Annotated in this window: 15 protein-coding genes; 9 read left to right on the forward strand and 6 right to left on the reverse strand. The window is 41.3% G+C overall.

What is annotated here, in order from left to right; genetic code table 11:
- The first annotated feature begins 67 nt into the window (after nucleotides 1–67).
- Together CWB72_RS14210 and CWB72_RS14215 are read left to right on the forward strand one after the other, a co-directional pair.
- The gene (locus CWB72_RS14210; RefSeq protein ID WP_138632594.1) at nucleotides 68–1,372 is read left to right on the forward strand and encodes a DUF2252 family protein; all 1,305 of its coding nucleotides are present in this window, start codon (nucleotides 68–70) and stop codon (nucleotides 1,370–1,372) included.
- Between the two features lie 188 nt (nucleotides 1,373–1,560).
- Nucleotides 1,561–1,980: a BLUF domain-containing protein gene (locus tag CWB72_RS14215; RefSeq protein WP_138632597.1), complete on the forward strand. Its 420-nt coding sequence runs from the start codon at nucleotides 1,561–1,563 to the stop codon at nucleotides 1,978–1,980.
- A gap of 93 nt (nucleotides 1,981–2,073) precedes the next feature.
- On the opposite strand, the gene CWB72_RS14220 is transcribed toward CWB72_RS14215, so the two are convergent.
- Complete coding sequence (locus tag CWB72_RS14220) at nucleotides 2,074–2,847, reverse strand: substrate-binding periplasmic protein (protein ID WP_171037311.1); 774 nt, start codon at nucleotides 2,845–2,847, stop codon at nucleotides 2,074–2,076.
- Nucleotides 2,848–3,433: 586 nt separating this feature from the next.
- Here CWB72_RS14220 and CWB72_RS14225 point away from each other — a divergent pair.
- From CWB72_RS14225 to CWB72_RS14250, 6 genes are all read left to right on the forward strand, one after another.
- Nucleotides 3,434–3,913, forward strand: coding sequence for a hypothetical protein (locus CWB72_RS14225; protein WP_130255980.1), 480 nt, complete (start codon nucleotides 3,434–3,436; stop codon nucleotides 3,911–3,913).
- 225 nt (nucleotides 3,914–4,138) lie between these two features.
- On the forward strand, nucleotides 4,139–5,266 hold the full coding sequence (locus CWB72_RS14230) for a serine hydrolase domain-containing protein (protein ID WP_138632600.1): 1,128 nt from the start codon (nucleotides 4,139–4,141) through the stop codon (nucleotides 5,264–5,266).
- Nucleotides 5,267–5,599: 333 nt separating this feature from the next.
- Complete coding sequence (locus CWB72_RS14235; protein WP_138632603.1) at nucleotides 5,600–6,184, forward strand: DUF6151 family protein; 585 nt, start codon at nucleotides 5,600–5,602, stop codon at nucleotides 6,182–6,184.
- Nucleotides 6,185–6,855: 671 nt separating this feature from the next.
- The gene (locus CWB72_RS14240) at nucleotides 6,856–7,581 is read left to right on the forward strand and encodes a TetR/AcrR family transcriptional regulator (RefSeq protein ID WP_138632606.1); all 726 of its coding nucleotides are present in this window, start codon (nucleotides 6,856–6,858) and stop codon (nucleotides 7,579–7,581) included.
- 12 nt (nucleotides 7,582–7,593) lie between these two features.
- Entirely contained in the window at nucleotides 7,594–8,709 is a 1,116-nt protein-coding gene (locus CWB72_RS14245) for an efflux RND transporter periplasmic adaptor subunit (protein ID WP_138632609.1), read from the forward strand.
- Entirely contained in the window at nucleotides 8,709–11,813 is a 3,105-nt protein-coding gene (locus tag CWB72_RS14250) for an efflux RND transporter permease subunit (protein ID WP_138632612.1), read from the forward strand. The genes CWB72_RS14245 and CWB72_RS14250 overlap by 1 nt, the downstream gene beginning before the upstream one ends.
- Before the next feature lie 661 nt (nucleotides 11,814–12,474).
- Here CWB72_RS14250 and CWB72_RS14255 read toward each other — a convergent pair.
- The 5 genes from CWB72_RS14255 to CWB72_RS14275 form a co-directional block, all read right to left on the reverse strand.
- Complete coding sequence (locus CWB72_RS14255; protein ID WP_138632615.1) at nucleotides 12,475–13,191, reverse strand: SIMPL domain-containing protein; 717 nt, start codon at nucleotides 13,189–13,191, stop codon at nucleotides 12,475–12,477.
- A gap of 102 nt (nucleotides 13,192–13,293) precedes the next feature.
- Entirely contained in the window at nucleotides 13,294–14,163 is an 870-nt protein-coding gene (locus tag CWB72_RS14260; protein ID WP_138632618.1) for an NAD-dependent epimerase/dehydratase family protein, read from the reverse strand.
- A 25-nt stretch (nucleotides 14,164–14,188) separates the two neighbouring features.
- Complete coding sequence (locus CWB72_RS14265) at nucleotides 14,189–14,740, reverse strand: hypothetical protein (RefSeq protein ID WP_138632621.1); 552 nt, start codon at nucleotides 14,738–14,740, stop codon at nucleotides 14,189–14,191.
- A gap of 33 nt (nucleotides 14,741–14,773) precedes the next feature.
- Nucleotides 14,774–15,469, reverse strand: a complete 696-nt coding sequence (locus tag CWB72_RS14270; RefSeq protein WP_138632624.1) for a LytR/AlgR family response regulator transcription factor — start codon at nucleotides 15,467–15,469, stop codon at nucleotides 14,774–14,776.
- Nucleotides 15,466–17,094: a sensor histidine kinase gene (locus CWB72_RS14275; RefSeq protein ID WP_171037312.1), complete on the reverse strand. Its 1,629-nt coding sequence runs from the start codon at nucleotides 17,092–17,094 to the stop codon at nucleotides 15,466–15,468. The genes CWB72_RS14270 and CWB72_RS14275 overlap by 4 nt, the downstream gene beginning before the upstream one ends.
- A 171-nt stretch (nucleotides 17,095–17,265) precedes the next feature.
- On the opposite strand from CWB72_RS14275, the gene CWB72_RS14280 reads away from it, so the two are divergent.
- The gene (locus CWB72_RS14280) at nucleotides 17,266–18,708 is read left to right on the forward strand and encodes an alpha/beta hydrolase (RefSeq protein WP_138632630.1); all 1,443 of its coding nucleotides are present in this window, start codon (nucleotides 17,266–17,268) and stop codon (nucleotides 18,706–18,708) included.
- The last annotated feature ends 30 nt before the right edge of the window (nucleotides 18,709–18,738 follow it).

Consider the following 18,738-nt stretch of genomic DNA (forward strand, 5'->3'; position numbering starts at 1 on the left):
ACAATGACCATTAAATACTGCTCGCAACGCCTAAAAAAGCGAGTAAAAATATACCAAAGGAATACTCGTGGAAAGACAAGAAACGCTGCTTCAATATTTCAAAGATCATGACGGATGCGCTCCTACACTTGAGCTCGCAAAACACCGAAAAATGGTAAATAGTCCATTTCAGTTTTTACGCGGCTCAGCACCGCTTATGTATCGTGATTTGGCAAGCCAAGTAATAAACTTACCAGAGAGTTTGCTAGAAATCCCTCTCACAACAATTATGGGCGACTGTCATACCAGTAACTTTGGTTTTTTAAGTGAAGAAGGCTCTCATGGTGAAACTGTGGTGTTTACACCCAATGATTTCGATGATGCCTGCATTGGCCATGCTAGTTGGGATCTATTTAGATTTTTAGTCAGCCTGCCACTAGCACATGCCGAAGCCGCTCAAGTTCAAGCAGAGTCTGATTGTGAGAAACTAACATCAAAGCCCCTTGTAGATGAGCAACAAGTACATTCAGCACAACAAGCCTTTTTAAGTGCTTATATTGAAGCTTGTCAGCGCTCATTAGAAAAGAAGAACGACAGCCAAACTGCACTTACTGAGTTTTCAAAAGGTCATATTTTGCATAAACGCTGGCAAAAGGCGCTTACTAGGGTAGTGGGTGGCGAAGCCTTTATGACTAAAAGCACCTTGGCTAAAGAGATCGATTTAGTGCAATGGCGATTCAAACAAAATCCTGACAAGTTTATTCCTTTACCTGATGACATTTATGAAAATCTGTATATGCAATTCAGGCCATTTATGGATGATGAAATTCTCGATATCGTCATGCGCCATAACGCAGGCACAGGCTCAAATAATTTAGGTCGCTACTATGTTTTAGTAGGCCCGAGTCAGCCCCATGATGCTGCTAAAACGCATATTGTCGAAATTAAACAGCAAAGAGAAGCTGCGCCTATTAAGTACTTCCCTACAGAATCAGTAAACAACCGCCTTTCTGCGGCGCATTTGACGGTAAACTGTCAAAGAAAAATGCAACGCCGACCTGACTTAATCCTCGATGATGCTATTTGGCAAGACAAACATTGGTTACTTCGCTCTCGTCACCATGCGCGTGTTAGTATTGACTCTGAGCACTTTATGTTAGGGAAAAGAGCTGCCGAAAAAGGCGGTGTTATTCAGTATGCGCTGAGCTGTGGTGAAGCACTGGCACTCGCGCATATGCGAGGGGATCGCCGCTCAGTAGATTTTCAAAAAGCTATCGTTGCTACTTTGCCGCAACAGCAAAGAGGGTTAATAAACGAAGCCAACAAGTATGTGCGACAAGTTAAAAGCGACTGCTTAACAATAAAAAGCCTACTAGAGACGACTCCTCTGTAAGCATGATGCAGATGAAGCGCTTAGCTTTGTCTGCTCTTTCTATAAGAGGAATTAATTAGTCATTTCTCCCTCACTGCCTTAAGGAGCAAATCCTCATTTAATGCCCACTTAAATTGAGCTTCAATATTTTGATTTTTACTGTTTTCACACTATGCTTTTTTGTACTGTTTCTTGATTTCAATATAAATATGTTAGTTGAATTTATTTATACAAGTACGGCGACAGCGCCTTTACAATGGACTGAGTTAGAAGTGCTAAGGCATGAATGTGAACGTCGTAATCAGCTTGAGAAAATCACCGGAATGTTGCTGTATGACGGCAAACATTTTATGCAGGTACTTGAAGGTGAAGAGAAAAAAATATTAACCCTTTTTAATTGGATAAAAGCAGATCCTAGGCATAAAAATGTAGAAGCTGTCATTAACAACCCAATCGACAAGCGTAATTTTTCCGATTGGTCTATGGGTCTTATCACCTGTGATGAAAAAACTCAGTTGCAAACAGTCACAGAACTCAGAGGCAAACGAAAAAAGCCGCTCAGCTATGAGCTACTTTATGCTTTTGCTCATCATGAAATCGAAATTGATGATATGTTAGACGCCGATTAGTGCTCGAAGAATATATTCTTATATAAGCTGTAAAGCCCCTTTACAGCTTGGTATTTGACTTTAGATTACTACTATTAGCTACTCTAATAATAGTTACTTCAAAAAAATATGCTCAGCAGACGGTGATTTAACCGCGCCGACTGAGTTTAATATTGTTTGGTACTTACCTGACTCTTTAATGGCTGTTAAGCCCAAATTAAAAGTCTCAAGTAACTGCTTAGACTCTTTGGATTGTTTTAAAAATAGTAAATGACTGCTTTCAATCATTAAAGGTTTTGGGTGGAAATCAATTTGCTCAATTTCTTGCGCTGAAAAATGCTCTTTCAGAAGATGCTTAGCAGGAATAGTTGCCATAGGAAATAAATCGATCCTATCTTTGAGTAACTTCTTAAAGTTTTGCAAATCTGTCGTGACAGTATCAACGTTTAAAACGCCACGTTGAGCAAGCTGCCAAAACTCTTCGCTATAGCTATAACCCGTCGTGGCACCTATATTAAAATTGCTCAGCTCTAACAAACTTTGCCAATCGTGTAATGGCTTTCTCTTATGAAAATAGAAATGAATCGCTTCGTAATGAAGAGGGTCTGAACAATAAAAATCTTTCTGCCTTTCAGGTGCACAAAACCAAAAGGCCGCTGCGTCATAGTTGCCTTTTAAAGAAGATGCAAAACTTCTTCCCCATGGCATAAATTCAAATTGAACAGTGTGTCCTTGTGTTTCAAAAGCTGCGCGAATAACTTGCGGCACAATACCTTGTTGTTGAGCCTCTTGACTTGCAAAAGGGGGATATTCTCCTATTGAGATTTTCAGTTGCTTGGATTGAGCAAAAGTACTAAGTAGCAAACAGAGCAATAAAGCAACACGCACACTTTCTTCCTTAAAATGGTTACCAAATAAGTTTAGAACAAAAAAACAGACTATGAACATAGCAAAAAAAGGTGAAATTAATTCCCGACACCAATAATTTGCAAATTACTAATGTAATAACCAAATAATAAGAAGTACTTTTGCGTCTTTTTACTCACCTTGCTATTACCGAAATACCTTATCTATATGTTTGGTTTTCTGCATGTCTGATGGTAAGTACCAAGTTTCGTTTTTTTGTTCTGGATTTTTGCGTGTAATTAAAAAAATCTATAAGCATCTCCTATATTGACGCTCTCTAGGGGCGGAGAAAAATCATCAGGAAAGATCAATACATACACAATCAGACAGCACTTGCTCGATAACATCGACCTATAAAATGATTAAAAAAATTAAAAAAATTAAAAAACAATAAGTGTTCTAAAACAAAAAGCTTTAGTTGATAGCTAAAACGCTCACTGCACACCAAAGTCTGCTAGATGCTGACTTTATCATCGACTTAACCTGTCACGTCACTTTGCATAAGATGCTAGACAATTTAGCTAGAACAACTAAAAATAATATGCATAACTTTATAAGGTACCTCACTATGCATCTGTTAAAAAAAATCGCTGTTTTTTCTATTCTTTTACTGACATTTGCCGTCTCTGCAAACGTTAAAGTGTTATCAGTTGGTGACAGCATTAAACTCCCTACCCTGAATGACCAATTCGATAACCCGCACTCATTTAAACCAAGCACCCAATGGCTAGTGCTTGCCCACGATATGGACAGTAGCCGTGTAACGCGCGATGCCTTTGCAGGTCAAAATAACGAAACGCTACAACAAGCCAACATTCAATACTATGCAGACATCAGTGGAATGCCGGGGCTAATTAGTAGCTACATTGCAATTCCAAAAATGCAAAAGCAAAAGTACGATATCGTACTGGCCAAAGAAGATGATGAACTGGCGTTTTTACCGAGTGAAGATGACAAGGTCAGTATTTTTAAAATCGAAAATGGTAAAGTCGTTGAGTTTATTACCACTGACAATGCTGAAGTTTTAAAGAAAACCGTATTTAAATAATAGAATAAAAGATACCCACTGTTTCTTATTTGAATATCAGATACATTAAGGCTGATTCGCTCAGCCTTAATGTATACCTTTTATATAGCCTCTCCATCGCACTCCTTAAACGCTAACGCTGGCCCTGCATTGGCTTAGTAAAGCATCTAAGTTAATTCAACATTTAAACCTTTTACTTACTCTTCTCGTCTAAAGAGTAATTTTGCTGATTGTAAAAGGAAAACAATGAACCGTTTAAAAACCAGTACCATTCAATCGATATTGCTTGCTTCATTAATCTCAGTTTTAGCTGCTTGTAAAAGTCATGATGCAATAAATTTTGAAGACAATATAAAAGATGAACTAATTGAATTTATTGATGGAAACGCTGGTCAGGTCGTCTCAATTTCTGTGGTGGAGGCAGACAAAACGTACCAATATCACTTAGGAACCCTAAGTAATGGTGATACGCCTAATAACCAAACGCTCTACGAAATTGGCTCAATCACCAAAACGTATACAGGATTAGTTGTTGCGAATGCCATTCAGGACGGTAAAGTTGAGCTTGATAAAGATATTCGCCAATACCTTAAAAATTTCGAATACAAAAATTTAGAACTTTCCAACCAATATATAACTTTGCGACACCTTTTAACCCACACCAGTGGGCTACCATATAGTTTTGCTGTCAGTCGCGAAGATATAGAGCAAGGCAGATATTTTTACAAAATATCAAAATACACCAGAGCCGATTACTTTAACGACCTTAAAGCAGTGACGCTTAGCTCTATACCAGGCGAGGACTATGTCTATTCAAGCGTGGGGACTAATTTAGCGGCTTATATTGTTGAATCAGTATATCAAAAACCCTTTGAAACACTTCTTACTGACATAATCACCAGCAAATCAGGAGAGCTGAATACTAAATTCAGACGTGCACATTCTGAGGTGAGTAAAGTTACAATAGGGTCAGATGGAAACGGTAATCAGATGCCCTTGGCAAGTGCATATTGGTATGCAGGCGGCGGGTTAACTTCAGACCTTGAGTCCATGACACATTATATACGCCATCAATTATCTTCAGAGCCTGAAGTAGCTATTTCGCATCAACTTTTGGAACAAAGTTGGACGGGGCATGGCACAGCATTTTATTGGAACACAACTCAAGACGATTCAAATGAAATCATGCTATATCAAAGTGGCGGCTCAATGGGCACGTCTAGTTGGCTAGCTATTTATCCGAAGCAAAATATTGGTATTTTCATCGTCACAAACTTGGCAAAAGGCAATACTCAAGAAGCGCTAGAAGCCATTTCAGAGCAGGTTTTTGACCATTTAATCGCGTACAAAGAAGCCATAGAGCCAAATTCATAAATTTGGCTTTTTCCTTCTCTCTGCGAATATTAACTTGCAACAATGCCGCAATCTTTTATATCACTGTAAACTACGTGGATTTAGTTGAAGAATATCCTCTTATATTTAGCGTTAGCAGACGTTAATCTGCGCCAAGATACATGATGCAACCTTCAATAATTGTAAGAGTAGGCTTGGGATAAGGCTAAAGTATTCAATGACAGTTCAATTCGTTTGAAGTGCTCGAATACTTTTCAAAAGGTACATAATATATTGATTTTAAATAACTAAAAATATAATGTTAATTGCTTATTAGGAGTAATGTCATTCAGTCCTGCATAAAAAGGAGTTCAAGTGGAAGATTTAAAATTAGAGTGTAAATGTGGGGAAGTAACAGGTGTCGTTAGTAATGTAAAACCAGGGTGCGGTAATCGATTGGTTTGCTACTGCGAGGATTGCCGAAACTTTGCCAAACATTTCAATAAGGCTGACGATATTTTAAATGAGTTTGGTGGAACAGAGATATACCAAATCGACCCTTCGCGTATGAGAATCTATCATGGTATAGAAAATATTTCCTGTCTTAGGTTTAGTGACAAAGGTTTATATCGCTGGTATGCATCATGCTGTCAAACTCCAATAGGAAATACAGTTGGGTTAAATTTACCTTTTGTGGGATTGATACATTCGTTTGTAGCGTCAGATCAATGTATTGACTCTAAAATAGGCCCTGTCATTGGCTCTGTATATACAGAACATGCCATAGGAACCCCTTCAGACGAACTAAAAGCTGGTAAATCAAAGACTCGCCTGTTGTTTACTATCTTGAGAAAGCTATTTATCTGGAAAATCTTTGGAAAAGGTAGCCCAAATCCATTTTTTCATAAAGACGGTAAACCAATTGTCGAACATAGCTTAGTTAGTCGAAATAAAATTTAAAATACCGATGCATTTAAACGACAAGATGCCCTTCCCCATTATAGTGGCATCTTTTCATTACACTGTAAGCATGAGTTGTGTGCATATTCTTGCTGTAACAATCTTTGCTTAGTTCAAGACCCGAACCACATTAGTTTTTTCAAGCCCACCAACGATTAAATAGTGCTTTATAAAACCACTCTTAAAAACTTTCAAATACCCCTTGACCTTAGCCTTACTCGAGGTTTTAGAGTACAGCCCGAGTTCACTTAGTAAGCATAGCTTTTTAGTCAATCTGAACTTACTTCAGAGTCTATGAATGGCTTGGTGGATCCCGAAACGAGTTCGGGATGACTGCGAAATAAGCTCAGGATGACAGAAGAGTTAGCTCAAGGCTAATAAGCTAGAAGTCTTTCAGCTATTCGAAAACCGCCCTTTTAGTCACCCTGAACTTGTTTCAGGGTCTATGAGTAACTAATTGGATCCCGTAACTAGCTCGGGATGACAAGACAAGTGAGCGTTAGGTTAACTCTCTGAGTTTATTTAATAAGCAATTTTTAAAATCAAATAAGTGGATTTTCTAGCCAGTCATTGGTTGACAAAACCCCAAAGAAAACTAGAATAACCACATTCGAATATCATTCGAATATCATTCGAATGTGGTTATTCTAAAGATTAAAGAGATAAAAAGTATGGCGCCAGCACCAAAATTTAGTCCTGAACAGCAACAAACAATGATCCTTGATGCAGCTGTTCAGTGTATTCAAGAGTCCTCCATTACCGATTTCACCATGGCAAAAATTGCCCGCCTTGCAGGCTTGTCGATGGGCTCTGTATATAAGTTTGTTCAAAGTAAAGAAGACATCGTACTTGCGCTAGCTTTTCAATCGTTTAGACATGCCTCATCGGTATTCGAGCGTGTTTTAAAACTTCCTCTTTCTACTCCAGAGAAAATGTTGGCAGTTACCCTGATTGCCCCTAAAAAGCTACAGTGTTTTGAGTTTGATTATGAGTTGCAGTCTTACGCAACCAACGAAGCGGTGATTAAACGTGCCTCGTCATTATGGTCAAGCAAAATGATTGAAGCCTGTAATTTATGTGAGCAAGGTTTCAAGCTTGCCATCATGGAAGGGATCAACGCCGGCGAGCTCAAAGAAGTGCCCAATTTAAGTGAAGTCATTGAAGAAATTATCGTCAGCGGCTGGGCACTAACTGTGGGTTACGAACAAGTTTTACGCGTTAAACAACAGCAACAAATTATTGAGGGTACAGCTTCTCTACTAGAGCCTTTAGCCTTCAACGCACCAATTATTCGCAGCACAATTCGCCTTCTCAATAGTTACCCTTGGCAATCTCCAATCACGCCAGACTCTCTTGAGCGAATTGAGCAAGCACTTATTAATTTAGAATTACGTTAAGGGAGCAACACTATGAATATTAAACGCTGGATTGTCAGCATTCTCATTATCTTTACGGTTATAGGCGGTCTAGGACTTACTAAGTTTAACCAAATTCAGGCTATGATCGCATTTGGCGAATCTTTCCCAGAGCCTTCTGCATCAGTGACTAGCGTTTACGCTGAAACGATTGAGTATACGCAAACGAGCAAGGTGATCGGCCAGTTAAAAGCACCTAGCATTATTGATATTAGTAATGAGTATCCGGGCCCTATCACTTACGTTGGCTTTAAACCCGGTGACATTGTCGAAAAAGGCCAAGTGTTACTGCGCTTAGATACAAGTGTCGAAAAAGCTAAGCTTGCTGCTGCAAAAGCGCGTGTTACTTTAGCCGAGTCAACCTATGCACGAGTAACTAAACTTTTGCAACAAAAGCGCATTAGCCCAGATGAAGTCGACAAAGCCCGCGCTGATGTAGCCGTTGCTAAAGCCGAAGTACAAAACCTCAATGCCGTTATTAACAAAAAAACCGTTTCCGCTCCTTTCAAAGGCCAAGTTAGCCTAAGCCAATATCAAGTTGGTCAACTTATCGATGCAAATATTCAAATCACCACCTTAGTTGGCCTGAACGATACTATTTGGGTCGATTTCTCAGTGCCGCAAACACTTCGCCAGCCTAAAGTCGGCGAAGAAATAAAAGTCGCACTGGTTAATCAAAAAACATCTGAAGTTGCAGCAAAAGTCATCGCTAAAATGCCGATGCTAGATGCCAACTCTCGACAGCAAAGCTATAGAGCTGAAATCGCGAACCTAGATGGTGCGCTCAGTCATAACCAAATTGCCAGCGTGCGTGTCCCACTATACACAACCAATGCGGTTGTCGTGCCAACCGCAGCCATTACTCGCAGTCACTTTGGTGAGTTTGTCTATGCTCTTGAAAAAGATGAGCAACAAAACTGGCGTGCTAAACCGATTAAAGTCACATTAGGTGAAAAGTTGGGTGACCAACAAGTTGTACTGTCTGGCCTAAATGGCGGTGAGTTTATCGCTGGCGAAGGCGCATTTAAATTAAGAGAAGGTATTTTGGTTTATACCGCGCTATTCGATGAGCAATTAGCCACGACGGACGACAACACCGGAGGTCAGTAATGAGTGCATTACATGAAAACAAACCTTCTTTTATGGACATTTTTGTCAATCGCCCAGTACTTGCGATTGTACTGTCGGTATTGATCATCTTGGCAGGCCTAAACGCCGCGCAAAAGATTTCGGTACAGCAATATCCTAAGATTGAAAGTGCGTCACTGGTTATCAATACGGTGTATACAGGTGCGTCTGCTGATGTCGTCAAAGGCTATGTGACAGAGCCGATTGAACGCGTAACCTCAACCGTACCCGGCGTTGATTATGTTGACTCAGTGACGACTGCCGGCTTTAGTAAAGTCACAGCTTGGCTTGAGCTAAACCATAGCACCACAGATGCACTTGCCGAGTTAACCACTAAGCTCAACCAAATTAAGTTTGAGTTACCAACTGGGGCTGAAGACCCCGCTATCCAAATTGTGCGTGCCGATAGCCCCTATGCTGTGTTCTATTTAGATGTTCAGTCGCAAGGCTTACCGCGTAGCGAAGTCAGTGATTATCTTATTCGCAATGTTGTGCCAAGCATGAGCGACATTGAGGGCGTGCAAAAAGTCACCCTTGAAGGTGGCCGCGACCCTGCAATGCGTATTTGGTTAGACGCAGATAAACTCGCTATTTATGATTTAAGCGCCAGTGATGTGTTTGCATCGCTGCAAGCAAACAATACTATTGCGACATTAGGTTACAGTGAAAACAATCGTCAACGCATCGATTTAATGGCCAATACCAGCCTGAAAAGTGTGGCTGACTTTGAAAACCTAATTATCAAAGAGCAAGACGGCTCGCAACTTCGCCTTGGTACGGTTGCCGACATCGAAATCGGCGAAGCCGAAGGTATGGTTACTGCGCGTTTAGATTCTCATGATTCAATTTTTCTGGCTATTTGGGCGCTGCCTGGTGCCAATGAAATCGACATTGGTGACGCGCTTTATGCCAAGTTACCGCAGATCAACGATGGTTTACCAAATGGAATGAATATCGAAATTGGTTACGATGGTACGCTATACATGCGTGACTCAATTAAAGAGATTTTCACAACGCTTGCCGAAACAGTGCTACTTGTAGGTATTGTGATCGTTGCCATGATGGGCTCTTTTAGAACCGCACTTGTGCCATTGGTGACCATTCCTATTTCAATTTTAGGTGCCATCTCCGTTATTTCGATGATGGGCTTTTCATTGAACCTATTAACCATTCTAGCCATTGTATTATCGGTTGGTTTAGTGGTTGATGATGCCATTGTGGTGGTTGAAAACGTGGCGCGTCACATGCGTGAAGGCAAACCTCGATTGCAAGCTGCGCTTATCAGCTCACGTCAGTTATTAGTGCCCGTGATTGCCATGACCTTAACCCTTGCTGCGGTATACGCCCCAATTGGCTTCTTAACAGGTTTAACTGGTTTCTTATTCCGGGAGTTTGCGTTTACTTTGGCCATTGCGGTATTGATTTCGGGCCTTGTAGCTATTACGTTGTCTCCGATCATGAGTGCTTATGTCAGCCCTGAGGGTGGCAAAGAAGGTAAGCTTACACGCAAAGTAAATAGCTATTTCGACAAGTTGCAGAACTTCTACTTCAAGTCATTAGATAAGTTGTTTGCATGGCGTCCACAAGTGTTCTTCATTGCCATTGTGTTCGCTTTGTTGTCTGCACCTTTTTATTTACTGTCGCAAAAAGAGCTTGCGCCAGTTGAAGATCAAAGCAGCATTCAAGTCGTGGTTGAAGCGCCACCTGAGTCATCTCAGGCTTATACCTCAAGTCGAATGAATGACACAGCAAAGGTCATGAATGAAACTGAAGGCGCAAAATTCACTTGGCAAATTATCACTGCAGCCGCAGGTTTCGGTGGGGTTGAGTTAGCACCTTATGAAGAACGTGAAAACTCGGTTCACGACTTATACTTCGACCTATTTGCACGCCTTGGTAGCGTAAATGGCTTGAGCTTGTTCCCTATTTTGCCAGCTTCTTTACCGACTGCGGGCCAGTTCGATATCGAAATGGTAGTCAGAGCCAATGACGACCCTGTGGCAATGAAGAAGTATGCTGACGAGATCATCGCGAAAGCGAATGCCAGTGGTAACTTCTTGTTCGTTAATACCGATTTAAAAATCGATTTACCACAAGCAGAGCTAGAAATTGACCGCGAATTAATTGCTGATTTAGGCCTAAACCTGCAATCAGTGAACGAACAGCTGAGTATTTTAATGTCGAATAACTTTGTAAATTACTTCAACAAAGACGGTAAAGCGTATCGTGTTATTCCAGCAGTTGATAACGGTGACCGTTACAATCCTGAAAACATCTTAGACATGAAGATACGCACGGATTCTGGTGAGCTTATTCCTGTGTCAGCATTTGCGAGCTTAAGAACCTTCACGAGCCCACGCGTATTGGGGTCTTTTAATCAGCAAAGTTCATTTAGGATCTTAGCGGGTGTTTTGCCACACGTAACCAAAGAGCAAGGTTTAACGGCCGTTGAAGAGATTGCGGCAGAAGTATTGCCTACAAGCTACTCAATCGATCATGCCGGTGAATCGCGCCAGTTACGTAAAGAAGGTAATACCATGGTTGGCGTGCTCTTGGTGTCGATGATTGTAGTGTACTTCTTACTGACGATTCAGTTTAACAGCTTCCGCGACCCTCTTGTGGTGTTACTGGGCTGTGCGCCATTAGCGCTTGCAGGCGCTCTGATGCTACCTTTTTTACAGCTGACAACCATTAACATCTATAGTCAGATTGGTCTTATTACTTTAATTGGTCTGATTGCAAAAAATGGTATTTTAATCGTAGAGTTTGCCAACCACCTTCAACTTGAAGGTAAATCGAAACTTGAAGCGGTTAAAGGCGCTGCAGCGACACGTTTACGCCCAATATTAATGACAACAGGTGCAACTGTACTTGGTCACTTCCCATTAGTATTAGTAACCGGCGCTGGTGCAGAAGCGCGAAATAGCATTGGTATTATTTTAGTGGCAGGTATGTTGATTGGTACTTTCTTCACGCTGATTGTATTACCACTGCTTTACCAAATGCTGGCAAAAGACCACCGAGGTGAAATGGAAACTGAAGCCTCATTAACTGAGACTAAGTTTGCTAATTCATTGTGTTCATGATGGTTGCGTGGGTTTACCCCACGCAACACCATTCAAAAAAAGCGCGATGTAAAATCGCGCCTACAGCAATCACCTGCCTAGTTTTAGGATGTAGGTTCTCGTTTACAGCAACAAAGTTTTAAGCTCCGGTAGCACCGACTTTATGTCGGGTATTTTATTTCGCCATGGTTTAAACATTTTGTCGGGCTGAAGCCCGACCTACAACATGGGTTTAACCCAAGTAAAAACATTCAAAAAGCGCGATATAAAATCGCGCCTACAGGAATCACCTGTCTCGTTATTGAATGTAGGTCGTCGTTTACGGCGACAAAGTATTTATGCTCCGGTAGCGCCGACTTTATGTCGGGTATTTTATTTCGCCATGGTTTGAATATTTTGTCGGGCTAAAGCCCGACCTACAACATGGGTTTAACCCAAGTAAAAACATTCAAAAAGCGCGATATAAAATCGCGCCTACCGAAACCACCAGCCTAGATTTTTGAATGTAGGTCGTCGTTTACGGCGACAAATTATTTATGCTGCGGTAGCACCGACTTTATGTCGGATAATTTATATCACCTTGGTTTAAACATTTTGTCGGGCTAAAGCCCGACCTACAACATGGGTTTATCCCACGCAAACACATTCAAAAAGCGCGATATAAAATCGCCCCTACCGAAAATCAATCGGACAAATAATACTCAACGGTTGATACAACGCGCACTTTCTTAATATGCGGGTTGTTTCTGTCTCGAGCTGAGATACTAAATAGGCCTTGCGAAGCGCGTTTAATTTTACCTAACTTGCTACCTGAATCTTCGGCAAACTTAGTTGCCACCTTGCGAGCATTTTTTGTCGCCTCTTCAATCATATCTGGCTTGAGTTCATTCAAGCTTGAGTAAATATATTCAGTTTGAAATTGGTAACTGCCCGAGGTAAATACTATGCCTTGTTTACCCAATTCAGACAGCTTACCCATCACGTTTCTTACCGCGTCTAAGTCTTGCGAATAGACGGTGACGTTTTGCTGCGCAGTATAACGAAACTCAGCGCGAGCATTATCACCCCACTGCTGCGCCGATTTGTCAGTTACAGACGGAGAGGTAAACGAAATATCTTCAGATTTGATGCCATTCTTTTCTAAAAAGTCTTTGATATGCGCGGTTTTCTCATCAAGTGATTCATACAAAGTTTTTAAGTCATTTTCAGCAGCGCTAAATTGAATTGGCCAGATCACCACATCAGACAGCACTTCGCGCTCAGACAAACCTTTTACGGTAACGGTGCGCTCATATTCTTTAATTGAAATGGCTGCATTTGAGGCGATGACTGCAAATAATGTCAGGCCTAAAAAGATCCCCGCTGCCAAGAGCAGGTTGTTGTTTGCTTTATGTTGCATCACAGGTCCTTAAATTTTGTTATAGCTATTTTAGCCATTCTAAATCATAGCTTAGGTAGCTTAACCAAATATGAGCATGAAGACCGATTACTTAAAAATAAATTAAATAGGCAAAACTTCAGCCAGCTCTGCATCCAACATATCTATTACTGACTCGAAGCCATATTTTGGCTGCCATCCCAATTTTTGCTGTGCAGAAGACGAATCATATACTCGATCGAGTTGATTGGGTAGCGTCCACCCTCGCTGTAAAAACATCTCGGCGAGTTCTGGGGCTTGCTCTTTTATTAAACCTGCAGCGTCATTGAATAAACGCGGGCAATCTGATGCTTTAAACGGGGTTTTACCTGACACAATAAAACGATTAAACCCAGCAAGACGCGTGTCTAATGCCGCTAAATGCGCACTTGCCACATCGCGAGCATCAATACCCCGAGTAAGTCGATATACCGCCATTAAGTCGGCAGGCTCAGGGAAACAGCGAGACATTTGCAGTACAGTCACAGGCAATTTGAACACATCATAAATCGATTTCAGCTTGTCTTCTGCAGCAATTTTACTGCGGTGATACACTGTTTTTGGCTGTGGTGTAATTTGCTCATTAACCCAGCCTGCGGTGTGCTCGGGAGTCGTTGCATGACCATACAGTGCTGTTGTACTGGTAAAAATAAACTGCTTTACCCCCAGCTTAATGCCCTCAAGGGCTAATTGCTCTGTGGCATCCACATTAATAGATTGAAACTCGTCGTCAGATAATAATCCGACATGGGGCGCATGTAAGGCTGCGGTATGAATAATGACATCAACCCCGTCGAGGGCTTGCTGGATCAGCGTTTTATCGCGAATATCACCAATGTAATCGGCGGTAGAGCAAGGTGTTTTATCTAGGCCTACTACTTGATGGGTGCGCATTAACTTAATATAAATTGCACGTCCTACTCTGCCCGCAGAGCCCGTCACTAACACTTTCATGGTTATCTCTTATTTAAAATGACGATCACTTGCCGTTGTCATGCAACCAATCGCTTATTATGCTTTGTATGGATGCAATTGTATCAACATTTGTGATGATAAGGTCGCTTGATTGACGAACTTGATTGGCCGCAGCCATATAAACAGCTCGTAAATGGTCGTCATATTTTCGTAAATAGTTAGTGAGGTTTTTTGTTGCGTCATTGCTGTGTTTAAGGTGGCGCTGGATCACTCTTGATAAACACACTTCCATAGGCATATCTAGCATGATCACATAATCAATTAGATGGGCGATTTCAGCCCTCTGCCGCCCAAAGGGTTCTTCGATAAAAATCATCTTCGAGCCACATTGTGCTTTTAATTCACTGAGCGCTTTGGTGAATCTGGGCGACTTGATTTGCGATACATCAGCACCTTCTTGCAGCCATGCCCTAATATCTTCAGGGTAAGTGTTCGGCTCAACAAAACCGTCAAACAATAAGGTCTGACTCTTAAACGCTTCAGCAAGACATTTAATGACTGAGGTCTTCCCTGCCCCCGATACCCCGCTTAAAGCAATAACACGTGCTCGTTGCATTCCTGTCACCCATTGATTGGTCATTTTGTTTATTCATTTTACTAAGCGAACTTTTACATCGGCATATTTAGCACGACTCACAGGCACCGCCTTACCATTTTGCATATCTAAATGATATTGTCCGCCACCAGCCACCTTGAGGCTTTTAACAAAATTTAGATTAACAATAAACGAGCGATGCACGCGAACAAACTGCTCTGATAATAACTGACTGAGTTTATCTAGGTTTTTATCGTGCAGCTTTTGCTCATCGAGTAAATGTATTTGGCTATAGTGCCCATCAGCTTGAATAAACTGAATATCGTTGATTTCAATATACGACAATAAACCCGCTGACTTGATTGCGAGCTTTTTTAATTGCTCATGCCCAACATGCTTTTGTTGATAACGCGCCAGCGCTTTGAATAGCCTTTCTTCACTGAATGGCTTTGCAACAAAATCTAACACACCATATTCAAATGCATTAATTGCTTTGTCACTATAGGCCGAAATAATGATGGTATGAAAGCTCTCTGCACTCATGGTTTTGAGTACCTCAAAGCCATCTTCACCATGTAAGTTGAGATCTAACAATAATAAGTCGATTTGGTTGTCGCTGAGATAGTCGAGCGCATCATCTATGTCTTCGACCCATTTTATTCTACAGGGTGAATGCTCAAAGTAGGTGCTCACTTGGCGTGATATACGCTGAGCTATGACAGGCTCATCTTCTACGATCAATATCTTCATGCGGGGATCTGCTTCTGCAAAGGGATTAAAAAAGTACTCAACCAAATCGTGTCTTGTTGAACGGACTCAAACTCATAGTCATCATCAAAACATTGCTGTAAACGAGAATGAATGTAAGCGCTGCCAGTACCTTGCCCTTGATGTTTACGTTGCCTGTAAGGGGTTTTAACAAATAGCTTAAGGCGATTATTTTGCTCACTTGCGGTTACTTCAAAGTTGTCTCCGGCTTTGATGCGATTATGAGAAAAGGCGTTTTCAATCACAGTATGAATAATGGCTGGCGGTAAGTAATAACTGCTTGAAGGCACATCAATTGTCAGGATTAGCGCTTTTTGTTGACGCTTTTGCATAATGGAAAAATGCATCTGGCATAGTGCGATTTCATCCTCCAGCGACACCCAAGTTTGCGCCGACATTTTATTGAGTATTCTAAACTCTTCGGACAACTGCTCAACCAATTCTATGGCTTGTTTAGGCGATGTTTCGATCCACTCACAAATAAGCGTCAAGCTATTCATTAAAAAGTGCGGCTGTAGGTTTCTTCGCAGCAACTCAGCTTCTAATTGTGACTTTTTCAAAGCGGCTTGACGTTGTAAATTAAAGTGCCCGATTAACGCGTACAGATTCACTAAAGCAATCACCGAAAACAACGCAGCAAACCAAGTATCGATAAAGCTCATCGGTATTAAAAACATCGCCGCGATGCCTGACAGCAACATGAGTAAATGCGCTTTGGCTTGGGCCTGCTTTTTCAGCGCCAGCAAGCTTATAAGTGCACTATTTAGCAATGATGAAATGAACACCACATAATTACTCATGTCGAAGCTTTTAATCGTCAACACAGTTAGCAGGTTTAAAGCCAATGTACCTGCTAGCCAATATTTCAAATGCTTTGATTGGAAGAAACTGGCGTAAAAGCTCACTAAGCAAACACCCGCTAAGATCACGCTGGCTAAAATAATTCGTAAGCGCCAAAGGTGTAAATTCCAAGGGTAGGACCAGTAAAACTTAATCAATTCCAGTGCGATGATAAATGCCGACATCAAGCACAAACAACTAAATGCCAAATAACTTAAAGAGCGCTGATAGCGGAAGAATAAAAAGGCAAAACAGGTTGCGAGCAGTATCATGGCGCCAATCAGCATTAACGGCACAATATGATTGGTTTTAAGCGCGAATTGATGGTTTGTTAAAGCAATCCCATAAAATAAGGTGTGAAAGTCACTCTCATGGTGCTGAGTTGATAAATCTAGCGCCAACCAGTGCAAGCCCGCAGATGTTTGACCAGAGGCCAAAAGCACAGAGTGACTAATATGGCCAACTTGCTCTTGTGCAGAATTATGCCCAGGTACACCTTTATTCGCTAGCCATTCACCATCCCAATAAACCTTTGCTGAGCCCAAAAAAATTAGGTCTAACCTAGTACCGAGCGGTGCATTGTCATCCAGCTTTACAGGTATATAGACACAATAGCGCTGCCATTCTTGCAAAGTGCGCAGGTGAGTTTGCGCAATGAGATTTTCATTGCTTGGCAATGGCGCACACTCGCCCGTTGTAATTGGCTGCACCACAGATGCTTTATTCAAACTGAGATAAAACGACTGCTCGCTTGCCTGTGTGCTCATGCTTAAACACATGAGAAATATATAGAAAATTATTTTTAGCATTCTTCTAGTATATCTGATGAAATTTGCTTTTGGGTGCTGTTTATGCAGCTCAAGTGCAACTGATGAAATATTCCCTCACTAAGCCTCATACACGTGGCTAAATGGCTTCACAACGTTAAGGAGTCAATTATGAAAACCGTGATCAAAAACCTATTAGCCTTGTCTATTGCCAGTATTATTACCTGTCAAACTGCGCATGCGACTGTACCTTTAAGCGACTATGAGTACGTTGGATATCAAGGGCAAAAAGTTGCAGCTAAAAAAGGGACATTTATAGTACCTGAAAACAGAGCAAAACCTAATGGTAAACAACTTGAATTAACCTTTGTGAAATTTCCAACCACCAGCAAAAACCCGGGTAATCCAATTGTTTACCTGTCAGGCGGACCGGGTGGCAGTGCCACTGGCACAGCAAAAAGAAAGCGTTTTGAAATGTTTAAGCAACTGACGCAAGTATCAGATGTCATCTTATTTGATCAACGTGGTACGGGGTTATCAAATCAAAACAGAAGGTGCGCTGGCACTCAGCCTGATTTGGCTTCACCTACCATTTGGCAAGAGGCGGTCACACAAGTCAGAAAAGACATCAAAGATTGCGTAACTCAATGGCAAGAGATGGGAATTGACCTGTCTGGCTACAATACCAAAGAGAGCGCCGCTGATTTAGTTGCTTTGAGTAAAGCACTAGGCTCAGAAAAGATAAACTTATGGGGCATTAGCTATGGTAGTCACCTGGCATTTACCACAGCAAAATACCACCCTCAAATAATCGATAAAATGGTACTTGCGTCATTAGAAGGGCTCAGCCATACCATTAAATCTCCGCAACGAGTAGACGACCTGATTACGCAAATCAGTGATTTATTAGCAAGTCGTGAAGACACTAAAAAGAAATATCCAAATCTAAAAGCGGACTTAAGCCAAGTGATGCAGAAGCTTAAAGCCGAACCTCAAATTGTTACTACGCGTATTATGGGCAGCAAAAAGCTTGTAAAAGTCGGCATCAGTGATGTAGATATACAGTTTACGCTTAGTTATGTGTTTTTAGTTGACCCGCAACACCTAGCAAAACTACCTAGAATTGTAGCCGATATGAAAGCGGGTAACTTTGCCGAAATTGGCACTTATGTAGGCACTATAAAATCAAGAGCGGGTAGCTACAACCCAATGTCAGTGGCAATGGATTCGGCATCTGGTATCGACAAAGCTCGTTGGCAACAAGTGCTGCAAGAAGCGAAAACATCATTGGTCGGCAGAACCACCAATTTCCCTTATCCTGATATTAACGACTTAGTACCTGTCGATGATTTGGGTGATAACTTCAGACAAGAGATCACCAACAGTACTATTCCAAGTTTATTTGTGGCGGGTACTTTCGATGGCAGAACCCTTTATCAAAGCCAAGTGGAACTGGCTAAAGGTTTCAAAAATGGCAGTGTGTTAACCGTAGAAGGTGGCGGTCACAATGTGTATATGACCAGTCCGAAGATCGGTGAAAAGGTGGTGCAGTTCTTACAAGGGAAATCAGTACCAAGTCAAACCATTCAATTAGCCGCTCTAGATTTTGAATAATATCTATGTAAAGAGATTGCAGCACACTAA

Source organism: Pseudoalteromonas phenolica, from assembly GCF_005886345.1.
Taxonomy (GTDB): Bacteria; Pseudomonadota; Gammaproteobacteria; order Enterobacterales; family Alteromonadaceae; genus Pseudoalteromonas; species Pseudoalteromonas phenolica_A.

Coding starts and splice junctions, on each gene's coding strand:
- CWB72_RS14250 (WP_138632612.1), top strand. CDS start 8,709: ATGAGTGCATTACATGAAAACAAACCTTCTTTTATGGACATTTTTGTC.
- CWB72_RS14275 (WP_171037312.1), bottom strand. CDS start 17,094: ATGAGCACACAGGCAAGCGAGCAGTCGTTTTATCTCAGTTTGAATAAA.
- CWB72_RS14260 (WP_138632618.1), bottom strand. CDS start 14,163: ATGAAAGTGTTAGTGACGGGCTCTGCGGGCAGAGTAGGACGTGCAATT.
- CWB72_RS14265 (WP_138632621.1), bottom strand. CDS start 14,740: ATGCAACGAGCACGTGTTATTGCTTTAAGCGGGGTATCGGGGGCAGGG.
- CWB72_RS14255 (WP_138632615.1), bottom strand. CDS start 13,191: ATGCAACATAAAGCAAACAACAACCTGCTCTTGGCAGCGGGGATCTTT.
- CWB72_RS14225 (WP_130255980.1), top strand. CDS start 3,434: ATGCATCTGTTAAAAAAAATCGCTGTTTTTTCTATTCTTTTACTGACA.
- CWB72_RS14270 (WP_138632624.1), bottom strand. CDS start 15,469: ATGAAGATATTGATCGTAGAAGATGAGCCTGTCATAGCTCAGCGTATA.
- CWB72_RS14230 (WP_138632600.1), top strand. CDS start 4,139: ATGAACCGTTTAAAAACCAGTACCATTCAATCGATATTGCTTGCTTCA.
- CWB72_RS14280 (WP_138632630.1), top strand. CDS start 17,266: ATGAAAACCGTGATCAAAAACCTATTAGCCTTGTCTATTGCCAGTATT.
- CWB72_RS14240 (WP_138632606.1), top strand. CDS start 6,856: ATGGCGCCAGCACCAAAATTTAGTCCTGAACAGCAACAAACAATGATC.
- CWB72_RS14215 (WP_138632597.1), top strand. CDS start 1,561: ATGTTAGTTGAATTTATTTATACAAGTACGGCGACAGCGCCTTTACAA.
- CWB72_RS14245 (WP_138632609.1), top strand. CDS start 7,594: ATGAATATTAAACGCTGGATTGTCAGCATTCTCATTATCTTTACGGTT.